Genomic DNA, 21,096 nt, shown 5'->3' with positions numbered 1-21,096 from the left:
ATTGATTGAGCTTTTTGCCATCAGAAGCGGCACCATGTATGAGCTTGTGACAGAGAGTGTGACACTTCGGGGGCAAAGGTATCAGGCCCCCCGCTCAATACAAGCAACGATCGTGATAAAACAGGGTTCTCAAAAGTATTACAGCATCACAGAGGGTGACACTGTTCTTTTCAAGTGGAAAGGAAAAGAACTCTTTCGAGGTACAGTCTTTGCAAGAACGCCCAAAGATGAAAAGCTCACTTTTACTGCTTATGACATGCTTCAGTATTTGGTGAAGAACCAGGATGTCTATGTCTTTTCCAATAAGAGAGCTGATCAGATAATGAAGCGGCTTGGTCAAGATTTTCAGATCCCGATGACGTCGATCGCTAACACTGGCCATGTCATTAAATCACTTGTATTCAAAAACGATACAAGCCTATATGACATCATCTTGCAAGCTCTCAGGGAAACAAAAAAGCAAACAGGACGTAACTATCAAATCTATTCTGCTAAAGGAAAGATGGGGCTTAGAGCATGGCCTGATCCGTCCGAAGTATGGGTCATTGAATCAGGCGTGAATCTCATTGATTATCAGTACAGCACCTCGATTGAGGAAACAGCCACACGTGTGAAGATGAGAGCAACACATGTGGAAAAAATTAAGGTGCTGAAGAAGGAAAAAAAGAAATCTAAGACTACTGACAAAGATAAAGAAAAAGATAAGAAAACGACCAAACCTACGAAGCCGAAAACTGTTACGCAAAAGAAAGAGATTGAGATGCTGGCTGTGGCGAATGATAGTGCTGCTAGAAGTAAATACGGCATCCTGCAGCACGTCGAAAGAGTGTCAGGGGAAATCAATCAGGCACAGCTGCAAAAGAGGGCTGATGTTCGTCTCTCACAGAAAAAGGGCGTGAAAAAAGAACTCAAAAGTATCCAAGCACTCGGAATCCCTGAACTGCAAAGCGGCATGCCAATACGCATCATCATTCCTGATATCGGTATCAAAAAAACGTACTGGATCGATCAAGACAGCCATGAATTTAAAGGAACCAAACACACCATGACGATTGATGTCGTTGAAAAGAATACGATCCCAACGGGGAACCAGACATGAAACTAAGCGAGGCAATTAAGCGATTGGCTGTCGATGCTGTTGATGCACAATCACCAATGGAATTGATACTCGGTGATGTGGTGTCTGTTTCTCCTCTTAGTGTTAGGCTCAACGAAAATGACAAACTCATCATTCCTGAAGAACTCTTTATCTGGCCAACCCGATTAGATGAGGGGGAAGATGATGAGCTAGAAGAAGGCGATAGTGTCATGGTCCTTGCGATGACAGGCGGTCAGATGTTTTACATCTTAGATAAAGTAGTAGGAGGTGGTTCATGATGGCACTCTCTCCAGAAGAGGAAATTGAAGATTTTGAGGAAGATGAAGATGATATTGTTGAACCTTCGACTACCTACCGAATCGACTTTGAAACTGGCCGTCTAACCAATGAAAAGATTAATGGTCTCGATGCCATTCGCCAATTCGTTTACATCACACTTAGGACAGAGCGGTATGCACATCCTATCTACAGCCATGATGTTGGTTGTGAGGTGCAGGAATCGGTATCTGATGAAGAAGCAACTGATGAATACAAGGAGATGGAGATCCCGCGTCTAATAGAAGAAGCACTTCTTGTTGATGAAAGAATTGAAAGTGTGCAAGATTTTGAGATCACTAAAGAAGGGGCAACTTTTAAGGTGGTCTTTAATGTTGTGACAGATGAGGGAACCTTGGAGATCGAGGAGGTGATTGGCGAAGATGTTTGAAGAACAGTCTTATGAAGCCATCATGGAACGCATGTTGGAACGTATACCCGATGATATTGATAAACGTGAAAACAGCGTCATATGGAATGCGTTGGCTCCTGCAGCTGCGGAACTTGCTCAATCTTATATATGGCTTGATCAGGTATTCGATCTTGTCTTTGCGGATACAGCGCAGGGAGAATTTTTAGATAGACGAGCTGCTGAAGTTGGAATCACTCGTAAAGCGGCCACAAGTGCTGTATGGTCCGTTGAAGTCTCGCCCGAAGGTATAAGAATACCAACGGGATCAAGGTTCTACATTGATAGTCTATATTTTCAGTTTGAATCTGATGGAACTTTGAAATGTGAAACGACTGGTGCTGTAGGCAATGGGAATTTTGCAGAGCTGCCGCTCTTATCACTCGATAACATACCAGGATTAGAGTCTGTCATCTTTGAAGAATTGAAGATACCAGGGCAAGAGGAAGAAGACGATGAAGCTCTTTATGAGCGGTACTTGATGAGGGCAAGGCGGGAGGCTGTTAGTGCCAACAAAGCTCATTATAAAAAGTGGGCTGAAGAAGTAGAAGGAGTTGGCAGGGCGAAGGTGTTTCCACTTTGGAATGGTGAAGGCACAGTAAAAGTTGTCATCACTGACGGGAATTTTGACGTTGCGACAGATTTGCTTGTCAATAAGGTGCGGGAGTACATTGATCCGGTTCCGGGCGAAGGGGAAGGCCAAGCACCGATTGGAGCCACCGCAACCATCGAGAGTGCTAAGTGGAAAGATGTTGAGGTGTCCCTATCAGTGGAGCTTAAAATGGACTATTCACTTGAAGATGCTCAACAAGAGATAGAAGAGAAGATCAAGTCTCTCCTGAAATCACTTGCTTTTGAGGAGAACGTGATCAGAATGTCAGCGATCAATGATATTTTGTATCATGCGGATAGTGTCTCTGATTATGCGGATGTCTTGATCAACGGTGAAGCCAAAAACTTGCCGCTTCAGGACATTGAGATTCCGCGTCTAGGGCAGGTGATCGTCAATGAGCAAGTATGATGATATGAAGGCCTATTTACCTTCCTATCTAACGGAGATCACTGAATTTGATGAATTAATGAAATCCGAAGCCCCTGAAATGGAAAGGCTAGACGATTCTATTTTTGATATGACTGATCAGCTTTTTCCGATCACAGCAACATGGGGATTGGATCGATGGGAAAGAATGCTGAAGGTGCAGCGTGAGTCAGGTGACTCGATTGAATTGAGAAGGGCACGTGTATTGAATCTCATGTCAAACATTCCACCGATCACGTATGCATCACTAGAAAGAGCAGTGAACCGGTTCTTGAAGAACCCTAGCGCAGTGGTTCGTCTAACGACAGGCCGCTATCATTTCTCCCTTCGTGTTAATTTGGATGACCTGCAGAACACCAGATACATTGTAGAGACGCTTGAAAACTTAAAGCCTGCACACTTGGCTTACAAATTCACAAGCGTTCATCATACGGATGTTCATGAAATCAAAGACTATCGTAACAGGATCACACTGCGTAGCAGAGTGGGCTTTTTTGATCACATCCCAATCTTGCTGAATGGAGAGTTTTTACTTAATGGCACTTTTTATTTGAGCGGATCGCGCAATTCAACAGATATTCCAGTGCGCTTCCGGCAATCTTTAAAGCTGGCCATGAAGCTCAAAAAAGAAATGAAAGTTCTTGGACGTACAAGATATGTCATGGTAGGAGCCAAACACGAAACGGATCAACAAGCTGCTCTTACGCTTCGATCACGCTTCAATCATGTTAGGAAAGAAAAAAAGAAAATGACATTCCGCATGGCTGCTCATGTATCAAATGAGCAAAGCGGAAGTGTAATCATTAAGCAGAAATATTGGACGCTTGATGGATCGGTACCGCTCGACGGTTCAAAATATCTAGCTGCCACGTCCAAACAAATAGATTTATAAAGGAGGATCATTATGGCTGATCAATTAACCGTTACAACGCTTTATGCTCGCCAACAAATGGCGAAGGCTAGAGCGGAGGGAACGAAGCTCACAAAAGTGGTCAAGATGGCTTTTGGGAATGGTGGAACTAAGGACGGAAAGCCAATCTCTCTGGATGGAACAGAACAAGAACTCAAAAATGAACTTGTTCAAAAGGACATTGATTCCTATAAATTCATGGAGCCGGCGAAGATCCGATACACGTGCACCATCGCTGAAGGAGAACTGGCAGGAGAAGTGATCAACGAAATAGCACTTGTCGACGAAGACGGTAAATTCACCGCCATCCGCACTATGACAGACAAGCAAAAAGATGGTGACATTGAATTCATCTTTGAGATTGATGATATTTACTAGGAAAGGAGTGCTCATCGATGGACATTAAATCTCCTAAAGTGTTTGAAACAAGTGACAAGGCTCATGCGGATCTGTTCAATGACATGGTTAAAGTGTTGATTGAGAATGACTCTGGATTGTTAGATCAGATCATTGGCCATATTGATGACACCAAGCCGCATGCATCTGCAGCAGAGAAGAAGAAATGGAATGAATCGCAGCTATATAAAATCACAGCTGATGACGGCAAATACTTGATCTCTGTTCCAGCTGACAAAAATATTTATGATGCGATAAAAGACAAGGGGACCTGTACTTTCATTGCATCCCCAGGGGTAGAAGATTCCCCTGCACCTAGCAATGCTTATTTAAGAGGAATACAGACAGTTGGCCAAGATAAGATTGGCACTGGCTTTGCGGTAGACACGTCAGGTAATGCGTATTACTTTTACTATAATTCTAACCATATATCTATCACTTGGACGCAGCTGCCGACAGTAGTTGAAAAAGATAAATGGAACAATGGCCAACTCTATAAATTGACTCAAGATTCGGGTGAACGAAAACCGCTCCCCAAAGTATTAAACGGAACAGATGTCTTATCATTGCCTCCTGGCCGTTATTATGCAGCTGGTCAATATCTTACAAACATGCCGACAACCAATGATTCAGGTTGGTTTAATATCGATGTTGATACTGCTGTAACAAGAAAAGACATTCATGTCTGTCGAAGCTTTGATAATTTACATTGGTTCGGAACAGTCCATACAGAGGGGAATTTCACAGGTTGGAAACGTGTTATTACTGACGCAGATGCAAAACTCAATTGGAAGTACCCTACAATCGGCAACGGTTGGAAAACATATCAATCTGAGGTCAATAATGATTATCGGGTACGTGTTGCAAAGGATGCGCTTGGAACTGTTACTGTTAAGGGAGCAATTGCCGGAGGAACATTAGGTGATGTACCTGCCTTTACGTTACCAGAAGGATGTGAACCAGTTGCTCCATTCTATAATCTTGGAGTCGCTTCAAGTACCGGTGGTTTTAAAGGACCTCAATATAGTAGACAATATATCGCAACTGATGGCCGTTTTTGCATACAAAGCACAAGCAGCAATACTGAGTTTATTGTCGTGAATTGTATGTTTAAGGCAAAGGAGGGATAAACCATATGAAGCCAATATACGCGTACGATGAGAAATTTAAGTATATACCTGGTGGAGATAAAGAAATACCCGATGATGCTGAAATTCCAGAGGGTTTTACAGATGTTCAACCGCAAGAAGGGTTGTACATCGCAAAATACAATCCTTCAAGTAAGACATGGAGTGAGTCGGCAACCCAAGAATACATTGATAGCTTACAAACAGAGCAACCGCCGTATGATATTGAGTTACTAAAGCAGCAAAATGCGGTCTTAACTAAACAATTGACTGAACTGTCAAAGGAAGCAGCTGCAGCCAAACTGCGCGAAGCACAAATGGCGAAACAATTGGCCCAACTCATGACTGAGATTCAGGAGTTGAAGGGTGGTGAAAAATCATGATATATCCAACAGTTGCAGATATAAAGCAGTTTTGGGAGTGGAAGTGTTACGGTCCTGAAGACATTGCCTTTTATGTAGAAATCGGTTGGATTAACAAAGAAGACTATCAAGAAATAACGGGAGAACAGTACGAAGCCTAGAGGGGCTTTTTATTTTGCCTTCTTTAAGGGGGTGATCAAGTGAGGGAGTAGGTGAGTATGGTGGAAATGGATTTGGCTCAATATTTGATGACACAAGGACCATTTGCGGTTCTTTTTTGTTGGGTTCTGTTTTATGTTCTCAACACGACAAAAGAAAGAGAAAACAAGCTCAATGAGCAAATTGAGGCACAAAATGAAGTCTTAGCAAAGTTTAGTGAGAAGTATGACGTGGTGATCGATAAACTCGATAAAATTGAACGGAATTTAAAATAGTAGGAGGAAACAATTATGAAAAACTTCGACAAAGGCACTGTGATCCGTACAGTGCTTCTTTTTATGGCACTAATCAACCAGGCGCTTATCGTATTTGGCAAGCCAATCTTGCCAATCAGTGAGGACCAAGTCACTTCGTTGGCTGAGACATTGTACCTTGCCTTCTCAATGGTCTTTACGTTAGTAACAACCCTTGTCGCATGGTTCAAAAACAACTATGTGACTGAGAAAGGAAAGCTGCAAAAAGAAGCGCTGCAACAAAAAGGATTAACGAAGTAAGGAGCTGCCATGAGGTGGCTCTTTTTATATTTAATAGACCAAAAAGGAGACGATGAACGTGGTAAAAATCATTAAAGATTATATTCCGAAAAGCAACAAGAACCGTCCTGGCAACTACATGAAGCCTTTATATATTACGGTCCACAATACTGCTAATACTAAAAAAGGAGCAGACGCAGCTAATCACGCTAGTTTTGTTAAGCGATCTAGCACGGGGGTAAGCTGGCACTTTACTGTGGATGAAAATTGTATCTATCAGCATTTGCCGCTAAACGAAAACGGTTGGCATGCGGGAGATGGTCGGGGAACCGGCAATATGAAATCAATTGGTATCGAAATTTGTGAGAATGCTGATGGGGACTTTGAAAAGGCAGTTGAGAACGCCCAATGGCTAATTCGTCAGCTGATGACCGAGCAAGGCATTCCATTGGCCAACGTTGTGCCACATAAGAGATGGAGCGGCAAAAATTGTCCGCGAAAGCTGCTTAATCGTTGGGACAGCTTCAAAGCTGGGATCGCCGTTGCTCACACAAATAAAAAGCCGACTGTTAAACCAACAACAGCAGTACCATCCAAAACAGCAGTTTCCAAGCCTGCTAAAAAGTCATACAACCTGCCTACCGGCATTTTAAAAGTCACGAATCCTCTTACAAAGGGATCAGCAGTAAAAGCCGTACAAGAAGCCCTAGCGGCTGTTTACTACTACCCGGATAAAAAGGCAAAAAACAACGGTATTGATGGCTACTATGGACCCAAGACTGCGAATGCAGTCAAGCGATTCCAGCTCATGAATGGCTTAACACCTGATGGCATATACGGACCGAAGACAAAAGCCGCTCTCGAAAAACTATTAAAATAAAAATCTATAGATATGACTACAGGAAAAGAAATTAGCCCCTGTCCTTAATGGATGGGGGCTTTTTTGTTTAAAGTGTTTTTACATTAAGTATATCTGCAAATTTTATTAAATTTGTATCAGAACGGCTATCTTTTACATGAAACAGTTTCTTTATATGGTCCACGTATACAACTTGTCCCGATACCTCTCGAACAAACCCATCATCAAATAGCTCGAAATTCAGAGTCGAGTCTTCGCTCATAGCAGTCGCTATTGTATATTCAAATTCTTCAATCTGTTCTGGGCTTAATGTTGGCCGCTCAATCTTATGTTTTGCAAGATGAAGTTGCCTTAGTGCTTCGTTATGCTCAGGCAATATAAACTTCATCTTCCAACGGTTTTGATCCTTTTCTGTATTCCACATTTAGTCCACCTCAAAAGAAATTATAACCGAATGTTTGTTCTGTGTCTAAGTTTGAGTTATAATAAATTTATATACGGTTTACCCGCGGAAACGGGATAAAAAATTCGTATATTTCAATGATTTACTTACTTCTTTATCAAACCACTATTACTCATGTATTACTCACATGGCTCCTTTACAGGAGCTCTTTTTTTGTTCTATTTGCGGTTTCTTTTCGGTGCTTTGTAAATTCCTGTATGTAATAATATATGTAATATAAGGGAATTTTGTGGAAGGGGAGTAAGGGGATGGAGAAGGTTCTTTCTTCACATGTTGGTGTGAAAATAAATGAATGGTATAAAATGATTCGTCAATTTAGTGTACCGGATGCAGAGATTTTGAAAGCTGAGGTAGAACAAGAAATTGAACGAATGGAAGAAGACCAGGATTTACTGATTTACTATCAATTGATGTGCTTTCGTCATCAGCTTATGCTTGATTATATTAAACCCTCAGATCAACGCTCTTTATCCATTGCAGACTTAGTTGATAAAATAGAAAACTCCAATCATAAATTGTCGGGCATGCTGCAGTATTACAATGCGTTTTTTCGCGGAATGTATGAGTTTAGTATAAAAGAATATGTACAGGCCATCCAATACTATAAAATAGCCGAGAAACAACTTACGCTAGTTATAGATGATATTGAGCAAGCCGAGTTTCACTTCAAGGTGGCTGAAGCCTACTATATTATGAAACAAACTCATGTTTCCATGCATCATATCATTAAGGCGCTTGAAATTTACGATCAGTATGAGTTATACAAGATTAGAAAAATTCAATGCTTATTTGTAATTGCAGGAAATTATGATGATTTGGCTCGACACGATAAATCAATTCCTCATCTAAAGAATGCAATTAAAATTGCAGAGAAAATTGGAGATCAAAAAATCCTAACTAAAGCATTTTTGAACATTGGCCATACATTTGATAGAGACGGTCAATGGGATGAAGCTATCAATTATTTTGAGAAGGCTATTCAAAAGGCAGATGATGATTCGGAGCTTCTTACCAAATTGTATTTTGCGATTAGCTGTACGCAATTTAAAGCAGGAAGACTTAAAGAAGGAGAAGCATCTTTAAAACAAGGAACTAATATACTTGAGGATGCCCCTAATAAGCTTTATGAAAATCTATTTACCTTCTTAGAAGCGGTTTATGTTAATAATATAAATGAGGAGCAGCTGGCCGAAGTGTTTCAGTATCTAGAACAGAAACAGCTTTTCGCTTACGCTGAGGCATGCTATATAGTGTATGCAGATGAGTATGGGAAACAAGGTCAATTTGAAGAAGCAACAGCTGCTTATCAAAAGGTATTAGAAACACAACTCAAAATTCAGAGAGGGGATTGTTTGTATGAGTTTTAAGAAGGGTTTTACGATGATTGCTCTTACTGTGATTGCAGCTGCAGGAGTGTACACTATTGCAACTGATCGAAACACGACATCAATAGAAATACAAAAAATCGATCGAAACACGACGATGATCGATCGAAACACAACTTCTCAAAACGTATAGGCAAAATTAAAACAGACCCTGCATGGTCTGTTTTTTTATGGGGACGGATTGGGGACCAACCCTTTCAGTTTTGTTCAGAAATGAAAATATTTATTCAGAAAGGCTCATCATAGAACCTTATTAAATCAGTCTTTATCAGAGAACGTCTGTTTGCTTCGGGTTATGTCGTTCACCCTGCCAGCGTAGCGCTCTCCCAGCTGAGCTAATGCCCCGAAGTATTACTACATAACTTATTATAATCAATCCTCCTGTAAAATTCAAGCTGTAAAACACAAACACCCCGGCTATTTTTCTTTCTGATCAATCGGAATATAGTCAAAGATTTCTCCCGAATGAACCGAGTGGGCTAATCGTCTAAGCCAATCATAATAGGCTTTTGAGCTTTCAAGCTGTTCAATGAGCTGTTTCGCTTCCTCTCTTTCATGTTCCGCCGCCTGCTCATCACGAGCTACATCTTGAAGGCGTTCTTGCGCTTCTTCAATCGCTGCTAGATTGACCTCAACCTCTCGTTCCCATTTTTGCGGGAAGAAGTTCATGAAAAACTTAAAAAAGTCTTTCTCAGCAACAAAGCTGTGTTTTCTTCGGCCACGGTGAAAGGTCTTTTTGACAATATTCATGTCTTGCAGTTTTTTCACACCCGTACTCATACTAGGCTTACTCATTTGCAGCTCTTCACGCATTTCATCCAGCGTCATTTCCTCATTTAAATACATCGTCCCATATAGAATACCCGCACTTCTAGTAATGCCATAGAGATCCATTGTTTCAGCGATGGAATCAATGACGAGATCTTTAGCAGCTAAAATGCGTTCCTCTGCTTGTGGCTGTTCCTGCTTTTTCATCTTGTCCCTGCTTTCTATTAAGTGAATTCAATACGTTCAAAAAAATCTTTATGGACTATATGTTAACGAAAGAATGCAAAATGTCAAAATAAAAGAAGCATATCCACCCTTTGACAGAAAAATTTGAACATGTTAAGTTAATTATGTTCAAAACGTTAAATTTTTATTTAACAAACTTACCAAAGAGAATCAGAGGAGGTTCCTTCTATGAGTCAAACACTATTTATCGATGGACAATGGGTTGGCGCTAAGAGTGGCGACACAAGAGATATCATCAATCCATTTAATCAAGAAGTGATCGCGACAGTCAGTGAAGGATCAAGAAATGACGCGCAGTTAGCCATTAAGGCAGCAAGAAAAACCTTCGATCAAGGTGATTGGGCAAACATGCCTGGACTTGAAAGAGGAAATATTGTGTTCAAAATTGCGGAATTGATTAGGCGAGACCTAGATGAATTAGCCAAATTAGAATCACTTGATACGGGCAAAACATTAGAAGAAAGCAAAGCAGATATGGACGATATTGCGAACGTGTTCCAATATTATGCGGGGCTTGCTGATAAGGATGGCGGGGAAATCATTGCATCGCCTATTCCAAACTCAAAAAGCGAATTAGTCCGAGAACCTGTCGGTGTATGCGGTCAAATCACTCCTTGGAACTATCCATTGCTTCAAGCGAGCTGGAAAATCGCTCCTGCCCTTGCAGCTGGAAATACAATCGTACTAAAGCCAAGTGAAATTACACCATTAACCACGATCAAAGTTTTCAAACTTATGGAAGAAGCGGGTGTTCCAGCAGGCGTTGCCAACTTAGTGCTTGGACCTGGAGCAACTGTTGGAGATGAGCTGGCTGTCAATGACCAAGTCGATTTAATTTCATTCACAGGCGGTATTGAAACAGGTAAGAAAATCATGCAGGGAGCCAGCGGGAATGTGAAGAAAATCGCCCTTGAGCTCGGCGGGAAAAACCCGAATATCGTCTTTCAAGATGCTGATTTAGACGTAGCGGTTGACCAGGCAATGAATGCTGTGTTTTTCCATGCAGGGCAAGTGTGTTCAGCAGGTTCACGCTTGTTAGTGGAAGAATCCATTCACGATGAATTTTTAGAAGAACTGGTGAAGCGTACGAAAAAAATCAAGCTAGGCAACGGCTTTGATGAAGGAACCCAGAGCGGACCGCTTATCTCAGCTGAGCATCGAGAAAAAGTAGAAAAATACGTCAGCATCGGTTTAGACGAAGGTGCAACATTAGAAACAGGTGGGAAACGACCTGATGCAGAGGAGCTTCAAAAAGGATTCTTCTACTTGCCGACGATTTTCTCAGGCTGTACATCAGAGATGCGAATTGTACAGGAAGAAGTGTTTGGACCAGTCCTCACTGTCGAATCCTTCCGATCAGAGGAAGAAGTCATCGAGCTGGCAAATGACACGATTTATGGTTTAGCAGGAGCGGTGTGGTCTTCTGATATCGGCAAAGCCGAACGAGTGGCTCGTCAATTAAGATTAGGCACGGTATGGATCAACGACTTCCACCCTTATTTTGCCCAAGCACCGTGGGGTGGGTATAAACAATCAGGTCTTGGGCGTGAATTAGGACGTACGGGCCTTGAAGAATATACGGAACTAAAACATTTATATCGAAATTCAAAACCAGAAGCGGTTCATTGGTTTAAATAAATATCACTTATCTGGAGGAGATTCTATATGACGTTAAATATGAAAATTGAAAGCATGCAAAAATTCCATACGTTTGAAATTCCGACTGTCATCAAGCATGGCATTGGGGCAGTGAAACATGTTGGGGAAGAAGTGAAAACATACGGCGTTTCAAAGGTATTGCTTGTGACAGATCCTGGTATTTATCAAGCAGGTGTTGTAGATCCAGTGATTGCTTCATTAAAAGAAGCGCAAGTTGATGTGGTTCTATTTAATAAAGTAGAACCAAACCCGCCAGTCCGTTTAGTGAATGAAGGATCTGCGTTATATGAAAAAGAAGGTTGTAATGGTTTAGTCGCAGTAGGCGGCGGAAGCTCAATGGATACAGCGAAGGCTATCGGTGTGGAAGCGACTCATGAAGGATCAGTTCTTGATTACGAAGCGGCTGAGGGGAAAAAACCGCTTGAAAATAGAATCCCTCCGTTAACCACAATTCCGACAACGGCTGGTACAGGTTCAGAGGTCACGCAGTGGGCAGTGATCACTGACGAAGAAAGAGAATTCAAATTCAACACAGGTGGACCGCTCATTGCAGCTCACCTAACAGTGATTGATCCTGAGCTTCATGTATCTATGCCGCCGCATGTGACGGCAATGACGGGTATCGATGCGCTTGCTCACGCGATCGAATGCTATACGATGAAGTTTGCTCAGCCAATTACAGATGCGGTAGCGCTCATGGCCATTGAATATGCTGCTCATTATATTCGCCGTGCCTTTGCCGATGGAGAGGATTTGGAAGCAAGATATGGTATGGCACAAGCTGCGATGCTTGCCGGACTTTCCTATGGCAGTGAATCAGCTGGCGCAGCCCATGCGATGAGCCAAACGCTTGGGGGCATTATTCCAGTCGCACATGGTCAATGTGTAGCGGCAATGATGGGACCTGTCATGGAATATAACTGGAAAGGGTACCCAGAGAAATTCGCTCGAATTGCGCAAGCATTCGGGATTGATACAAGCAGAATGACAACAGAGGAAGCTGCAAAAGCAGCAGTGAATTGGATGTATGATTTAGTGGAAGACCTAGAAGTTCCTTCATTAGAAGAACAAGGTGTACCAAAAGATATGATCGACCGTTTATCTAAAGAAGCAATGAAAGATCCGCAAACAGTTGGAAACCCAAGAGACCTGAACGAAAAAGCATACAACTGGATTTACGCTCGCTGCTTTGATTTAACACCTAAAACAGTGTAACAATGAAAAAAGGCTCCCAAAAGGGAGTCTTTTTTACATCTTATAGCTGTTCTTTAATTTCTTTAATTTGATGAATATGGCGCTTTTCATGTGCGCCGATAAAATCAAGGTATTGCTTTAATGAAAGTTCTTCAAACACCGGATGTGCAATCACGCGTTTGAAATCTTCCTCTGTAAACGTTGATAAAATTTGATTTAATTTTTCACGAGCTGTATCAAGCTCATCTTTTAAATGTGTAGGTGTCACATGCTTCCGCTCTGGCTCAACAATACTAGGCGCGGTGGCTTTTTTTGAACGATCCTCTGCCATTTCCACCGGCTTTGGCTCATATTCTTTAATCGGTGCTTTTTTCCCCTCGGCAGCTAGATGTTTTGCTGCAACTAGGTCCATCTTCTTTAAATGATCTGCAACTTCTTGAATACTCCAAGTATCATCAGATAATTTTTGATTTAATTGTTCTTCGCTCAATCCTTGCAGCTCTTGCCACAATTCTTGTCTTGCTTCATGTAATAAACTCATTTCTCTCACCTCAAGATCAAATTTTATCATACTGGTACAAGACAATCATTCTTTAGCTATCCGAGAAACCCTTTAATGAATTGTGATGAAAAATGAAACCTTTACAAAAGTGGTTCGTATTACCTGTTAGAAGGAATACACTTGGATGTGAGCATGGTCTAAATGAATGAAAAGCTGCTCATTTCATAAAGAAAGGGTGAGGAAGATGGATGTGTTTGGGCTGCCTCTTCAGACGCTGTACTTATACATATTGATGGTATCAGGAATCCTGACGCTTGTTTTCGTCTTTTTTGGCGATGTATTTGATGGATTGTTTGAAGCGATTCCTGTCCCGTTCCTTCAACCAACATTGATCCTCGCATTTCTTACCTTTTTCTCGGCTGGAGGATTTATCTCTGAAAAAACAGCAATTGTAGGAAGTGGACTTGGCGCCGTATTATCTGCCATCCTCGCAGTGGTTCTCGTTACTTGTTTACATGTATTTGTCTTAGTCCCGCTTTCCTCTGCTGAAGAATCTCTTTCATATACGGAGGCCGACCTAAAAGGAAGAACTGGGGAGATCATTGTATCTGTACCAAAAGATGGGTTTGGAGAAGTGCTGTTAATTAGTAACAGCGGAAAAATCTCAAAGCCTGCCGTCAGTTTCGACGAAGAGGAGATTCCATATGGAACCCGGGTGCTGGTCGTCGAAGTGAACAAAGGCGTGTTATCTGTTATACCAAATGAAGAAATCTAGGAGGGAATGCTATGCCAGGAACAACCATATTAATTATTATTGGAATTGTGCTTGTGATTCTCATTGCACTTATTGGTGTATTTGTTTCGAAATACCGGACTGCTGGTCCAGATGAAGCATTAATCGTCACAGGAAGTTACCTCGGAAGTAAAAATGTTCACGTGGATGAAGGTGGAAACAAGATTAAGATTGTAAGAGGTGGAGGTACCTTTGTACTCCCTGTTTTTCAACAAGCAGAGCCGCTCAGCTTACTATCTAGCAAGCTAGATGTTTCAACGCCTGAAGTCTATACTGAACAGGGTGTACCGGTCATGGCGGATGGAACGGCCATCATTAAAATTGGCGGATCAATTGAAGAAATCGCCACTGCTGCAGAGCAGTTTTTAGGGAAAACAAAAGAAGATCGTGAAAATGAAGCAAGAGAAGTACTAGAAGGACACCTTCGCTCCATTTTAGGGTCAATGACAGTTGAAGAGATTTATAAAAACAGAGAGAAATTTTCTCAAGAAGTACAGCGTGTCGCTTCTCAAGATCTAGCGAAAATGGGTCTTGTCATTGTATCGTTTACAATCAAAGATGTCCGTGATAAAAATGGCTATTTAGAATCACTAGGTAAACCTAGAATTGCTCAAGTGAAACGCGATGCAGATATTGCGACAGCAGAAGCAGATAAAGAAACACGTATCAAACGTGCAGAAGCAGATAAAGATGCGAAGAAATCTGAGCTTGAGCGTGCCACTGAAATCGCTGAAGCAGAAAAAATCAATGAGCTGAAAAGAGCAGAATTCAGACGTGAACAAGATACAGCAAAAGCAAGCGCTGACCAAGCGTACGATCTTGAAACAGCTCGTAATCGTCAGCACGTAACTGAACAAGAAATGCAAGTCAAAATCATTGAACGTCAGAAGCAAATTGAATTAGAAGAAAAAGAGATCCAGCGTCGTGAGCGTCAATACGATTCTGAAGTGAAAAAGAAAGCAGATGCGGACCGTTATGCTGTTGAGCAGTCGGCTGCGGCGGAAAAAGCGAAGCGTCTTGCAGAAGCAGATGCGAAGAAATACAGCATTGAAGCAATGGCAAAAGCAGAAGCAGAGAAAGTTCGGATTGACGGGCTTGCCAAAGCGGAAGCCGATCGTGCAAAAGGGGAAACAGAAGCAGAAGTCATTAGGTTGAAAGGACTTGCGGAAGCAGAAGCGAAAGAGAAAATTGCAGAAGCATTCGAACAGTATGGTCAAGCGGCGATTCTTGATATGATTGTGAAAATGCTACCTGAATATGCGAAACAAGTATCTGCTCCACTTTCTAACATTGATAAAATTACAGTTGTTGATACAGGTGGTAACGGGGAAGGCAGCGGCGCCAACAAAGTGACCAGCTATGCGACAAACCTTATGTCCAGTCTTCAAGAAAGTCTGAAAGCTTCCTCTGGAATTGATGTTAAAGAAATTATTGAGAATTTCTCTGGCAAAGGCAATGTGAAACAAAGCATCCAAGAACTGACGAATGAAATCAAACAGCCAAGAAAAAAAGAAATCGCTGATCGTCAAATAGAAGAATAAAAATCAAAAGACACCTTCTGATAGAGGGTGTCTATTTTACTTGGGGCACATGCCGGTGTCTTTTGATAGATGAAGAGAGATTCACAAGAATGCCTGCAGATATCATCATGAACACCAATGAAGATCCGCCGTAGCTAATAAAGGGAAGAGGAATGCCTGTAATGGGGAGAAGCCCAAAGACAGCTCCTAGATTAAAGGCTGCTTGAATCATAATTTGAAAAGTAAGCCCGATCGTTAATAGCTTTCCAAATGGATCTTGTAAACCTTGAACGATTCGAACGGCGCGATACATGATGAGTAGGTAGGCACCCATCACAAACAACAGCCCCATGATTCCCAGCTCTTCACTAATGATGGCCATAATAAAATCTGTATGGGCTTCAGGAAGAAATCCTAGTTTTTGTATGCTTCCGCCTAAACCATTCCCGGTCAGTCCTCCTGAATCCATGGCGAGATAGGAATGGATCAGCTGATAACCATCTCCATCTTCATACATGAAAGGATCACGAAAAGAAGTGATCCGTTTCAAACGATAAGTAGCGGTCACAGCAAAAAAAGTGATCCCTGCCGCAGCCGCCGAACCTAGTAGAATGAGGTGGCGTGTTTTAAGTCCAGCACATAATAAGACGATACCGCAGCTCAATAAAATAGAAACTGCTGTACCTAAATCTGGCTGTTTTAAAATCAATAAAAAAGCTAGACTTAAAAGAAGAAGTGGAGGTAGTACTCCTTTTTTAAAGGATGTAATGTACGCTTGTTTCCTTGCATATACATAGGCAAAATAGATGATCACCACTAATTTCACAGCCTCAGACGGTTGGATGATCAGAGAGCCCAATTGAATCCATCGTTGTGAATTATTTTTGACAACACCGATTCCAGGAAGCAGGACAAGGAGAAGACATAACAATGACAGCATCACAAGCCACCGAATCCATTTACGGTAAGCTTGATATGGAACAAGGGCCGCAGCGATGAAAAAGAAGAACCCAATCAAAAGCCATTGCCACTGTTTCATGAAGAAGTAGCTACCCTGTCCATATTTTATTTCGCCTAAAGGATAACTCGCACTGTACACCATCAGTAATCCAAAGAAACAAAGACAAACAATCGTCCCAGCAAGAATGTGGTCGATTTTTTTTAGGTGAGAAAGAATCAATGACATCACCTTCAATCCCAGTTACGTCCAAACATGTAGGATGAGGACCTCAGATTGACACTAAACACAAGGCCAATGGCGATCATATTGGTTAAAAGCGCACTGCCCCCATAGCTGATAAAAGGAAGGGCAAGACCAGTCACAGGCATTAGCCCTACTGTCATCCCAACGTTTTGGAAGACTTGAAAGACGATCAGCCCAACCACCCCAGCACATATATAAAGCCCATAAAGGGTATTCGCATGCATAGCCACATGAATCATTCGATAGACCATCATAAGATATAAACAGATCAATAGGGAGGCGCCGATAAAACCAAATTCCTCGCCAATGACTGCAAATATAAAATCTGTATGGGCTTCAGGGATATTTCCCCCTTGTACTTGATTTCCTTTTGTATACCCGCTTCCTGATAATTGCCCTGACCCAATGCCAAGCATTGCTTGTTTCAGTTGATACCCATATGTCGAATCAAATTTATCAGGAGAGAGCCATCCATAAATGCGATCAAGCTGATGAGGTTTAATCACTTTTGTAAAGTGCTCAAAATGTTCATTGTGCAAGTAGGTCAAAAATGCAAGAAGCGCGAGAAAAGAAGCGATTAATGCAGCGATCATCTTACTTGAAATGCCTGACACAAGCATCAGTGTAAAAGCAATAGACAAGATCACAAGTGCCGTCCCCAAATCTGGCTGAATTAAAATCAGGAAAAAAGGAACAGCGGTCCAGCATATGATGTTCATTGTAGGAATCATGCTTTCTTTAAACGAAAAGCGCTGATGTTTGTATCGATTTAAAATAGCCGCTAACAGAAGAATGACAAAAATTTTCATAAATTCTGATGGTTGCACTTTCATGGGCCCCAAGCTGATCCATCTTTGGGAGCCATTTTGATTCGTGCCAAAAAAATGAACGAGAATGATGAGGAAGAGACCAGCTGCAAATAATCGAAAAGATAACCGCTCAAGCAGTTCATAATCAAAGTAAGCAACTGCCGCCATAAGGCCAAAGCCGACGATATACCAGAAAACTTGTCTTTTGACGAAATAAAACATATCTTGCGTTTCATACTGTCCCGATCCGCTATACACAGCCAGTAGGCTGATCACAAAGAAGCAAATGACAGTGAATAATAATGCGAAGTCAATGCTGTTCTGTTTTTTCATGTCTCTGTCACCTGCTATGACCTATTTGTCAGCTGGTTTAATACGACCTGCACCGCTGCAGCGTCATCAATATAGCCGATCGGAAAAATATAATCTGGTATTAAATCAACGGGCATAATGAAGTAAAGTAATGCGCCTCCCATCAACATCAATTCTCGAGAAGTCCCCCGTCCGCTCATGAACGAGCAGTACATGCTTTTCAATTGATCAAGAAATGGCCCAACACCACTTATCGTATCTATCTTTTTTTCAAACTTTGCTGAGATCGTTTCTTTTCCCTCGTCTGATTGACTATAGGTCTCATATTCATTTAGCTTCTGTTTCAGTTCATTCTCGCTGAATTTCCCGTCATAGACATCATGATCTTTCAGCGTTCGCTCAATCTCTTCTACTGCTTGAATGAACGTATTACCGTGAACTCTTTCGTTTTTAATTGAAAATCCAGCCGTGGCCAATAGATGATCTAAAGAAATGTGTAGAGCATCTGAAAGCCGCTGTAAATGGTTCAAAGTCGGTTTTCTTTTTCCGTTCATGATTCTAGACAGTGTGGCTTTATCAATTTCTGTTTGTGTACTGAGTTCTCTTAATGAAAGAGAACGTATTTGCAGTTGTTCTTTTAAAAACTGCCGAAGCTCAGTTGTTTTAAATTCCATCTCTTTCTTCCCCCTTTTCATAAAGTTCAACTCTTCAATAGAAGAAGTCGTACCCAATATATAGGGGTGTTGACAAAATGTCAACGAATATCCATTAAGGATTGAATTTTATAAAATAGCAACTTATCATATGAAACATAGAGTAAGAAATGGCTAAAAGGGGTGTGCAGATGAAGGTTAGACATGCAGTACATAATGATATTCCTAAAATTGCCGAAATTCATGTGAAGAGCTGGCAAACGACTTATCACGGCATTATTTCACAAGAGTATTTAGATGCTTTAAATGTAGAGGAGCGGGAAGAGAGCTGGAGAAGCAGGTCGCTTGAAGGCACGTTTGTCGCAGAGGATGCTGACGGAGTATTTGGTTTTGCTTCCTTCGGAAAACAGCGTGATGAGAGATATTCAATATATGATGGTGAGCTTTATGCCATCTATTTGTTGCAGAGAAAACAGAAATCAGGAGCGGGGATGGCTTTGATTGCAAAAGGTGTGGATTATTTAATAGAGAAAGGCTATCAGAATATGCTGCTCTGGGTATTTGAGCAAAATTCAGCGAAGCAATTTTATCAAAAACTTCAACCTAGTTTTGCCGTCACCAGCCAGTTCGAGCTGGCTGGTGAGAACCATGAAGAAATAGGGTATGGATGGGAACTGTCTGTCCTAAGCGATCATGTTCAACAAATTATATCGTCAGCTTCCAGTAATAATGAGAGAAAAAAGTAAAAAGGGTGGCGAGTAAAATATAAGATATAAAAGGAGAAGCCTCTACTTTTCCTTTCACACCTGCTATTTTTAATGCCTCATAGAAACTTGCCAAAAAGTAGGCGATACTGAGGATGTAACAGCACAGCATAATGGAGTAAGGATTCATTGTCGTACCTCCAGCATGAAATCTTCTACTATTAATAGATTCAATAGAGCAGCAAATTATGCATAAAAAATAACCCGCTGAAACAGCTGGGTTATTTTTGTCGAGGAAAAACCAAACGAGACGCACTAGGGATGAGTAAACAAAGAACAATACTACAAATGATAAATGAAGGAATCATATATGTGCTGTTATAAACTAATGAATACACCCATCCTGGTGTTCCTTTTGGTGCATAATGAGAAAAGAAAACTACACCTGAAATAAAGAACGTCAAAAGTCTGAAGAAACTGGCGACAAATACAGCTAGGATAATATAGAAGAATTGTTTCTTTCGCTTTTTATCCTGAATGGCTTTTTTAATTGATCCTGAGAATAGCCCGCTTAAACAAATCACAACAGATGCGACAAAGTAATCGAGAAATCCTTGTACAGGTGTAGCAATAATAGGATTGTTCATCAGCTGTAGTCCTGCGATTAACACACCGATGATAAATCCAGCAGACAAGCCCCATCTAATGGACATGAGAATGACAGGAATCATGATCAGTGCAATTGACCCGCCGTTTGGCATTCTTAAAAAGAGACCTGATAAATAATCTAAAACAAGTGCAAGAGAAGTCATGATGGCGATCTCCATCAGTCGTACTAATTGATTTGATTGCTGCATAAAAAAATCCCCTTTTCACGAATTGTGCAAGGAGAGACCATGTCAGGATGAGTATGTGATTCATAGAAAAACATATCGGCTTGCATACATGCATGTGTGCAAGTGATTCCACATTCCTACTTCAGTATTAACTGACAGGTTCAAAGGGTCAGAACAACGAATTGTTCACTCTCAGCACGAGGCTCCCCCTGCGGTTATTAAATTTCAATCTATTATAAATATACTAAAGACCTACAGGATCAACAATAGTGAATTACGGAGTTAAGCCCTTTTTGTACGAATATATAGGAAGAGATCAGGAAAAATAAATTATTTAGAAAAAATACTTGTTTCTTCTTTTAAAAGGTGTTATATTTGTATTCGCCGCTGAAACAGCGCGGTTGAGAAATAACATTCAAGAAAAAAGTTGTTGACTTCATCTTGATAGAATGTTATATTAATAAAGTCGCTTCTGAGCGATAACGAAAATGATCTTTGAAAACTAAACAAGACAAAACGTACCTGTTAATTCGAGTTTTTATAAAAAAATCCTATGATACATCATAGGTAGTCAGTCAAACTGGCGAGGGAGGAAATGATCACATGCTAAGTTCGCTACATCGTGTAGCAACGCATGTGTGATATGCATCCTGCATACCTCGGAGAGTTTGATCCTGGCTCAGGACGAACGCTGGCGGCGTGCCTAATACATGCAAGTCGAGCGGACAGAAGGGAGCTTGCTCCTGGATGTTAGCGGCGGACGGGTGAGTAACACGTGGGTAACCTGCCTGTAAGACTGGGATAACTCCGGGAAACCGGAGCTAATACCGGATAGTTCCT

General features: G+C 41.3%; 26 protein-coding genes, 1 rRNA gene and 1 riboswitch. Of the genes, 20 read left to right on the top strand and 7 right to left on the bottom strand.

Going from position 1 to position 21,096, the window contains the following annotated elements:
* The first annotated feature begins 1 nt into the window (after window position 1).
* Genes M2369_RS03185 through M2369_RS03130 form a run of 12 tightly spaced genes read left to right on the top strand, consistent with a single transcriptional unit; the run spans window position 2 to window position 7,229 of the window.
* Window positions 2-1,099: an XkdQ/YqbQ family protein gene (locus M2369_RS03185; protein WP_056702417.1), complete on the top strand. Its 1,098-nt coding sequence runs from the start codon at window positions 2-4 to the stop codon at window positions 1,097-1,099.
* Window positions 1,096-1,377: a DUF2577 family protein gene (locus tag M2369_RS03180; RefSeq protein ID WP_056702414.1), complete on the top strand. Its 282-nt coding sequence runs from the start codon at window positions 1,096-1,098 to the stop codon at window positions 1,375-1,377. Before M2369_RS03185 ends, M2369_RS03180 begins: the two co-directional genes overlap by 4 nt.
* A complete protein-coding gene (locus tag M2369_RS03175) occupies window positions 1,377-1,805 on the top strand; it encodes a DUF2634 domain-containing protein (RefSeq protein ID WP_047946132.1) in 429 nt (142 codons plus the stop codon). The genes M2369_RS03180 and M2369_RS03175 overlap by 1 nt, the downstream gene beginning before the upstream one ends.
* Window positions 1,798-2,844, top strand: a complete 1,047-nt coding sequence (locus M2369_RS03170) for a baseplate J/gp47 family protein (protein ID WP_056702411.1) — start codon at window positions 1,798-1,800, stop codon at window positions 2,842-2,844. The genes M2369_RS03175 and M2369_RS03170 overlap by 8 nt, the downstream gene beginning before the upstream one ends.
* A complete protein-coding gene (locus M2369_RS19405) occupies window positions 2,831-3,754 on the top strand; it encodes a YmfQ family protein (RefSeq protein WP_056702397.1) in 924 nt (307 codons plus the stop codon). Before M2369_RS03170 ends, M2369_RS19405 begins: the two co-directional genes overlap by 14 nt.
* A gap of 12 nt (window positions 3,755-3,766) precedes the next feature.
* A complete protein-coding gene (locus tag M2369_RS03160) occupies window positions 3,767-4,150 on the top strand; it encodes a phage tail-collar fiber domain-containing protein (protein WP_056702394.1) in 384 nt (127 codons plus the stop codon).
* A gap of 17 nt (window positions 4,151-4,167) precedes the next feature.
* Window positions 4,168-5,298: a hypothetical protein gene (locus tag M2369_RS03155; protein WP_056702391.1), complete on the top strand. Its 1,131-nt coding sequence runs from the start codon at window positions 4,168-4,170 to the stop codon at window positions 5,296-5,298.
* 5 nt (window positions 5,299-5,303) lie between these two features.
* Complete coding sequence (locus M2369_RS03150) at window positions 5,304-5,678, top strand: hypothetical protein (protein ID WP_041506909.1); 375 nt, start codon at window positions 5,304-5,306, stop codon at window positions 5,676-5,678.
* Window positions 5,675-5,818: an XkdX family protein gene (locus tag M2369_RS03145; RefSeq protein WP_041506910.1), complete on the top strand. Its 144-nt coding sequence runs from the start codon at window positions 5,675-5,677 to the stop codon at window positions 5,816-5,818. Before M2369_RS03150 ends, M2369_RS03145 begins: the two co-directional genes overlap by 4 nt.
* A gap of 60 nt (window positions 5,819-5,878) precedes the next feature.
* Window positions 5,879-6,091 carry a BhlA/UviB family holin-like peptide gene (locus M2369_RS03140; protein WP_025092921.1) on the top strand — a complete coding sequence of 71 codons (213 nt, stop codon included), beginning with the start codon at window positions 5,879-5,881 and terminating at the stop codon, window positions 6,089-6,091.
* 15 nt (window positions 6,092-6,106) lie between these two features.
* Complete coding sequence (locus M2369_RS03135; protein WP_056702389.1) at window positions 6,107-6,370, top strand: phage holin; 264 nt, start codon at window positions 6,107-6,109, stop codon at window positions 6,368-6,370.
* Window positions 6,371-6,428: 58 nt separating this feature from the next.
* Entirely contained in the window at window positions 6,429-7,229 is an 801-nt protein-coding gene (locus M2369_RS03130; RefSeq protein ID WP_056702388.1) for a peptidoglycan recognition protein family protein, read from the top strand.
* A 67-nt stretch (window positions 7,230-7,296) separates the two neighbouring features.
* On the opposite strand, the gene M2369_RS03125 is transcribed toward M2369_RS03130, so the two are convergent.
* Window positions 7,297-7,632, bottom strand: a complete 336-nt coding sequence (locus M2369_RS03125; protein ID WP_056702387.1) for a YolD-like family protein — start codon at window positions 7,630-7,632, stop codon at window positions 7,297-7,299.
* A 287-nt stretch (window positions 7,633-7,919) separates the two neighbouring features.
* Between M2369_RS03125 and M2369_RS03120 the strand changes: the two genes are divergently transcribed.
* Window positions 7,920-9,038, top strand: a complete 1,119-nt coding sequence (locus M2369_RS03120) for a response regulator aspartate phosphatase (protein ID WP_056702386.1) — start codon at window positions 7,920-7,922, stop codon at window positions 9,036-9,038.
* Window positions 9,028-9,189, top strand: coding sequence for a RapH phosphatase inhibitor (locus tag M2369_RS03115; protein WP_117616612.1), 162 nt, complete (start codon window positions 9,028-9,030; stop codon window positions 9,187-9,189). Before M2369_RS03120 ends, M2369_RS03115 begins: the two co-directional genes overlap by 11 nt.
* 284 nt (window positions 9,190-9,473) lie before the next feature.
* Here the strand turns inward: M2369_RS03115 and cudC are convergent, their stop codons facing one another.
* Window positions 9,474-10,031, bottom strand: coding sequence for a transcriptional regulator GbsR (gene cudC, locus M2369_RS03110; RefSeq protein WP_024719673.1), 558 nt, complete (start codon window positions 10,029-10,031; stop codon window positions 9,474-9,476).
* A 207-nt stretch (window positions 10,032-10,238) separates the two neighbouring features.
* Here cudC and betB point away from each other — a divergent pair, with 207 nt between their 5' ends.
* Both betB and gbsB read left to right on the top strand, forming a co-directional pair.
* On the top strand, window positions 10,239-11,708 hold the full coding sequence (betB, locus tag M2369_RS03105) for a betaine-aldehyde dehydrogenase (protein ID WP_058336836.1): 1,470 nt from the start codon (window positions 10,239-10,241) through the stop codon (window positions 11,706-11,708).
* A gap of 27 nt (window positions 11,709-11,735) precedes the next feature.
* Window positions 11,736-12,944, top strand: a complete 1,209-nt coding sequence (gene gbsB, locus M2369_RS03100) for a choline dehydrogenase (protein WP_061420009.1) — start codon at window positions 11,736-11,738, stop codon at window positions 12,942-12,944.
* 40 nt (window positions 12,945-12,984) lie between these two features.
* Here gbsB and M2369_RS03095 read toward each other — a convergent pair whose 3' ends face one another.
* Window positions 12,985-13,464 (bottom strand): DinB family protein, encoded by a 480-nt coding sequence (locus M2369_RS03095; RefSeq protein WP_045035273.1) that lies wholly within the window; start codon window positions 13,462-13,464, stop codon window positions 12,985-12,987.
* Window positions 13,465-13,669: 205 nt separating this feature from the next.
* On the opposite strand from M2369_RS03095, the gene M2369_RS03090 reads away from it, so the two are divergent.
* Window positions 13,670-14,200 (top strand): NfeD family membrane protein, encoded by a 531-nt coding sequence (locus M2369_RS03090; RefSeq protein WP_017367919.1) that lies wholly within the window; start codon window positions 13,670-13,672, stop codon window positions 14,198-14,200.
* An 11-nt stretch (window positions 14,201-14,211) separates the two neighbouring features.
* Window positions 14,212-15,759 carry a flotillin lipid rafts scaffold protein FloT gene (locus M2369_RS03085; RefSeq protein ID WP_007500611.1) on the top strand — a complete coding sequence of 516 codons (1,548 nt, stop codon included), beginning with the start codon at window positions 14,212-14,214 and terminating at the stop codon, window positions 15,757-15,759.
* A gap of 31 nt (window positions 15,760-15,790) precedes the next feature.
* On the opposite strand, the gene ftsW is transcribed toward M2369_RS03085, so the two are convergent.
* Genes ftsW through M2369_RS03070 form a run of 3 tightly spaced genes read right to left on the bottom strand, consistent with a single transcriptional unit; the run spans window position 15,791 to window position 18,737 of the window.
* A complete protein-coding gene (gene ftsW / locus M2369_RS03080; protein ID WP_396126103.1) occupies window positions 15,791-16,924 on the bottom strand; it encodes a putative lipid II flippase FtsW in 1,134 nt (377 codons plus the stop codon).
* A gap of 5 nt (window positions 16,925-16,929) precedes the next feature.
* Window positions 16,930-18,084, bottom strand: a complete 1,155-nt coding sequence (rodA, locus tag M2369_RS03075) for a rod shape-determining protein RodA (protein ID WP_259253388.1) — start codon at window positions 18,082-18,084, stop codon at window positions 16,930-16,932.
* Between the two features lie 14 nt (window positions 18,085-18,098).
* Window positions 18,099-18,737, bottom strand: a complete 639-nt coding sequence (locus tag M2369_RS03070; RefSeq protein ID WP_041507659.1) for a DUF1232 domain-containing protein — start codon at window positions 18,735-18,737, stop codon at window positions 18,099-18,101.
* 170 nt (window positions 18,738-18,907) lie between these two features.
* Here M2369_RS03070 and M2369_RS03065 point away from each other — a divergent pair, with 170 nt between their 5' ends.
* On the top strand, window positions 18,908-19,462 hold the full coding sequence (locus tag M2369_RS03065) for a GNAT family N-acetyltransferase (protein ID WP_024719667.1): 555 nt from the start codon (window positions 18,908-18,910) through the stop codon (window positions 19,460-19,462).
* 239 nt (window positions 19,463-19,701) lie between these two features.
* Here M2369_RS03065 and thiT read toward each other — a convergent pair whose 3' ends face one another.
* Complete coding sequence (thiT, locus tag M2369_RS03060) at window positions 19,702-20,277, bottom strand: energy-coupled thiamine transporter ThiT (RefSeq protein ID WP_259253387.1); 576 nt, start codon at window positions 20,275-20,277, stop codon at window positions 19,702-19,704.
* Window positions 20,278-20,373: 96 nt separating this feature from the next.
* Window positions 20,374-20,476: riboswitch (TPP riboswitch) on the bottom strand.
* Window positions 20,477-20,912: 436 nt separating this feature from the next.
* Between thiT and M2369_RS03055 the strand changes: the two genes are divergently transcribed.
* A 16S ribosomal RNA gene (locus M2369_RS03055) occupies window positions 20,913-21,096 on the top strand; the annotation flags it as partial.

Source organism: Bacillus sp. JUb11 (assembly GCF_024807925.1).
Classification (GTDB): domain Bacteria; phylum Bacillota; class Bacilli; order Bacillales; family Bacillaceae; genus Bacillus; species Bacillus altitudinis.
The sequence above is the reverse complement of the archived record's forward strand: the minus strand, read 5'-3'. Positions and strand labels throughout refer to the sequence as shown.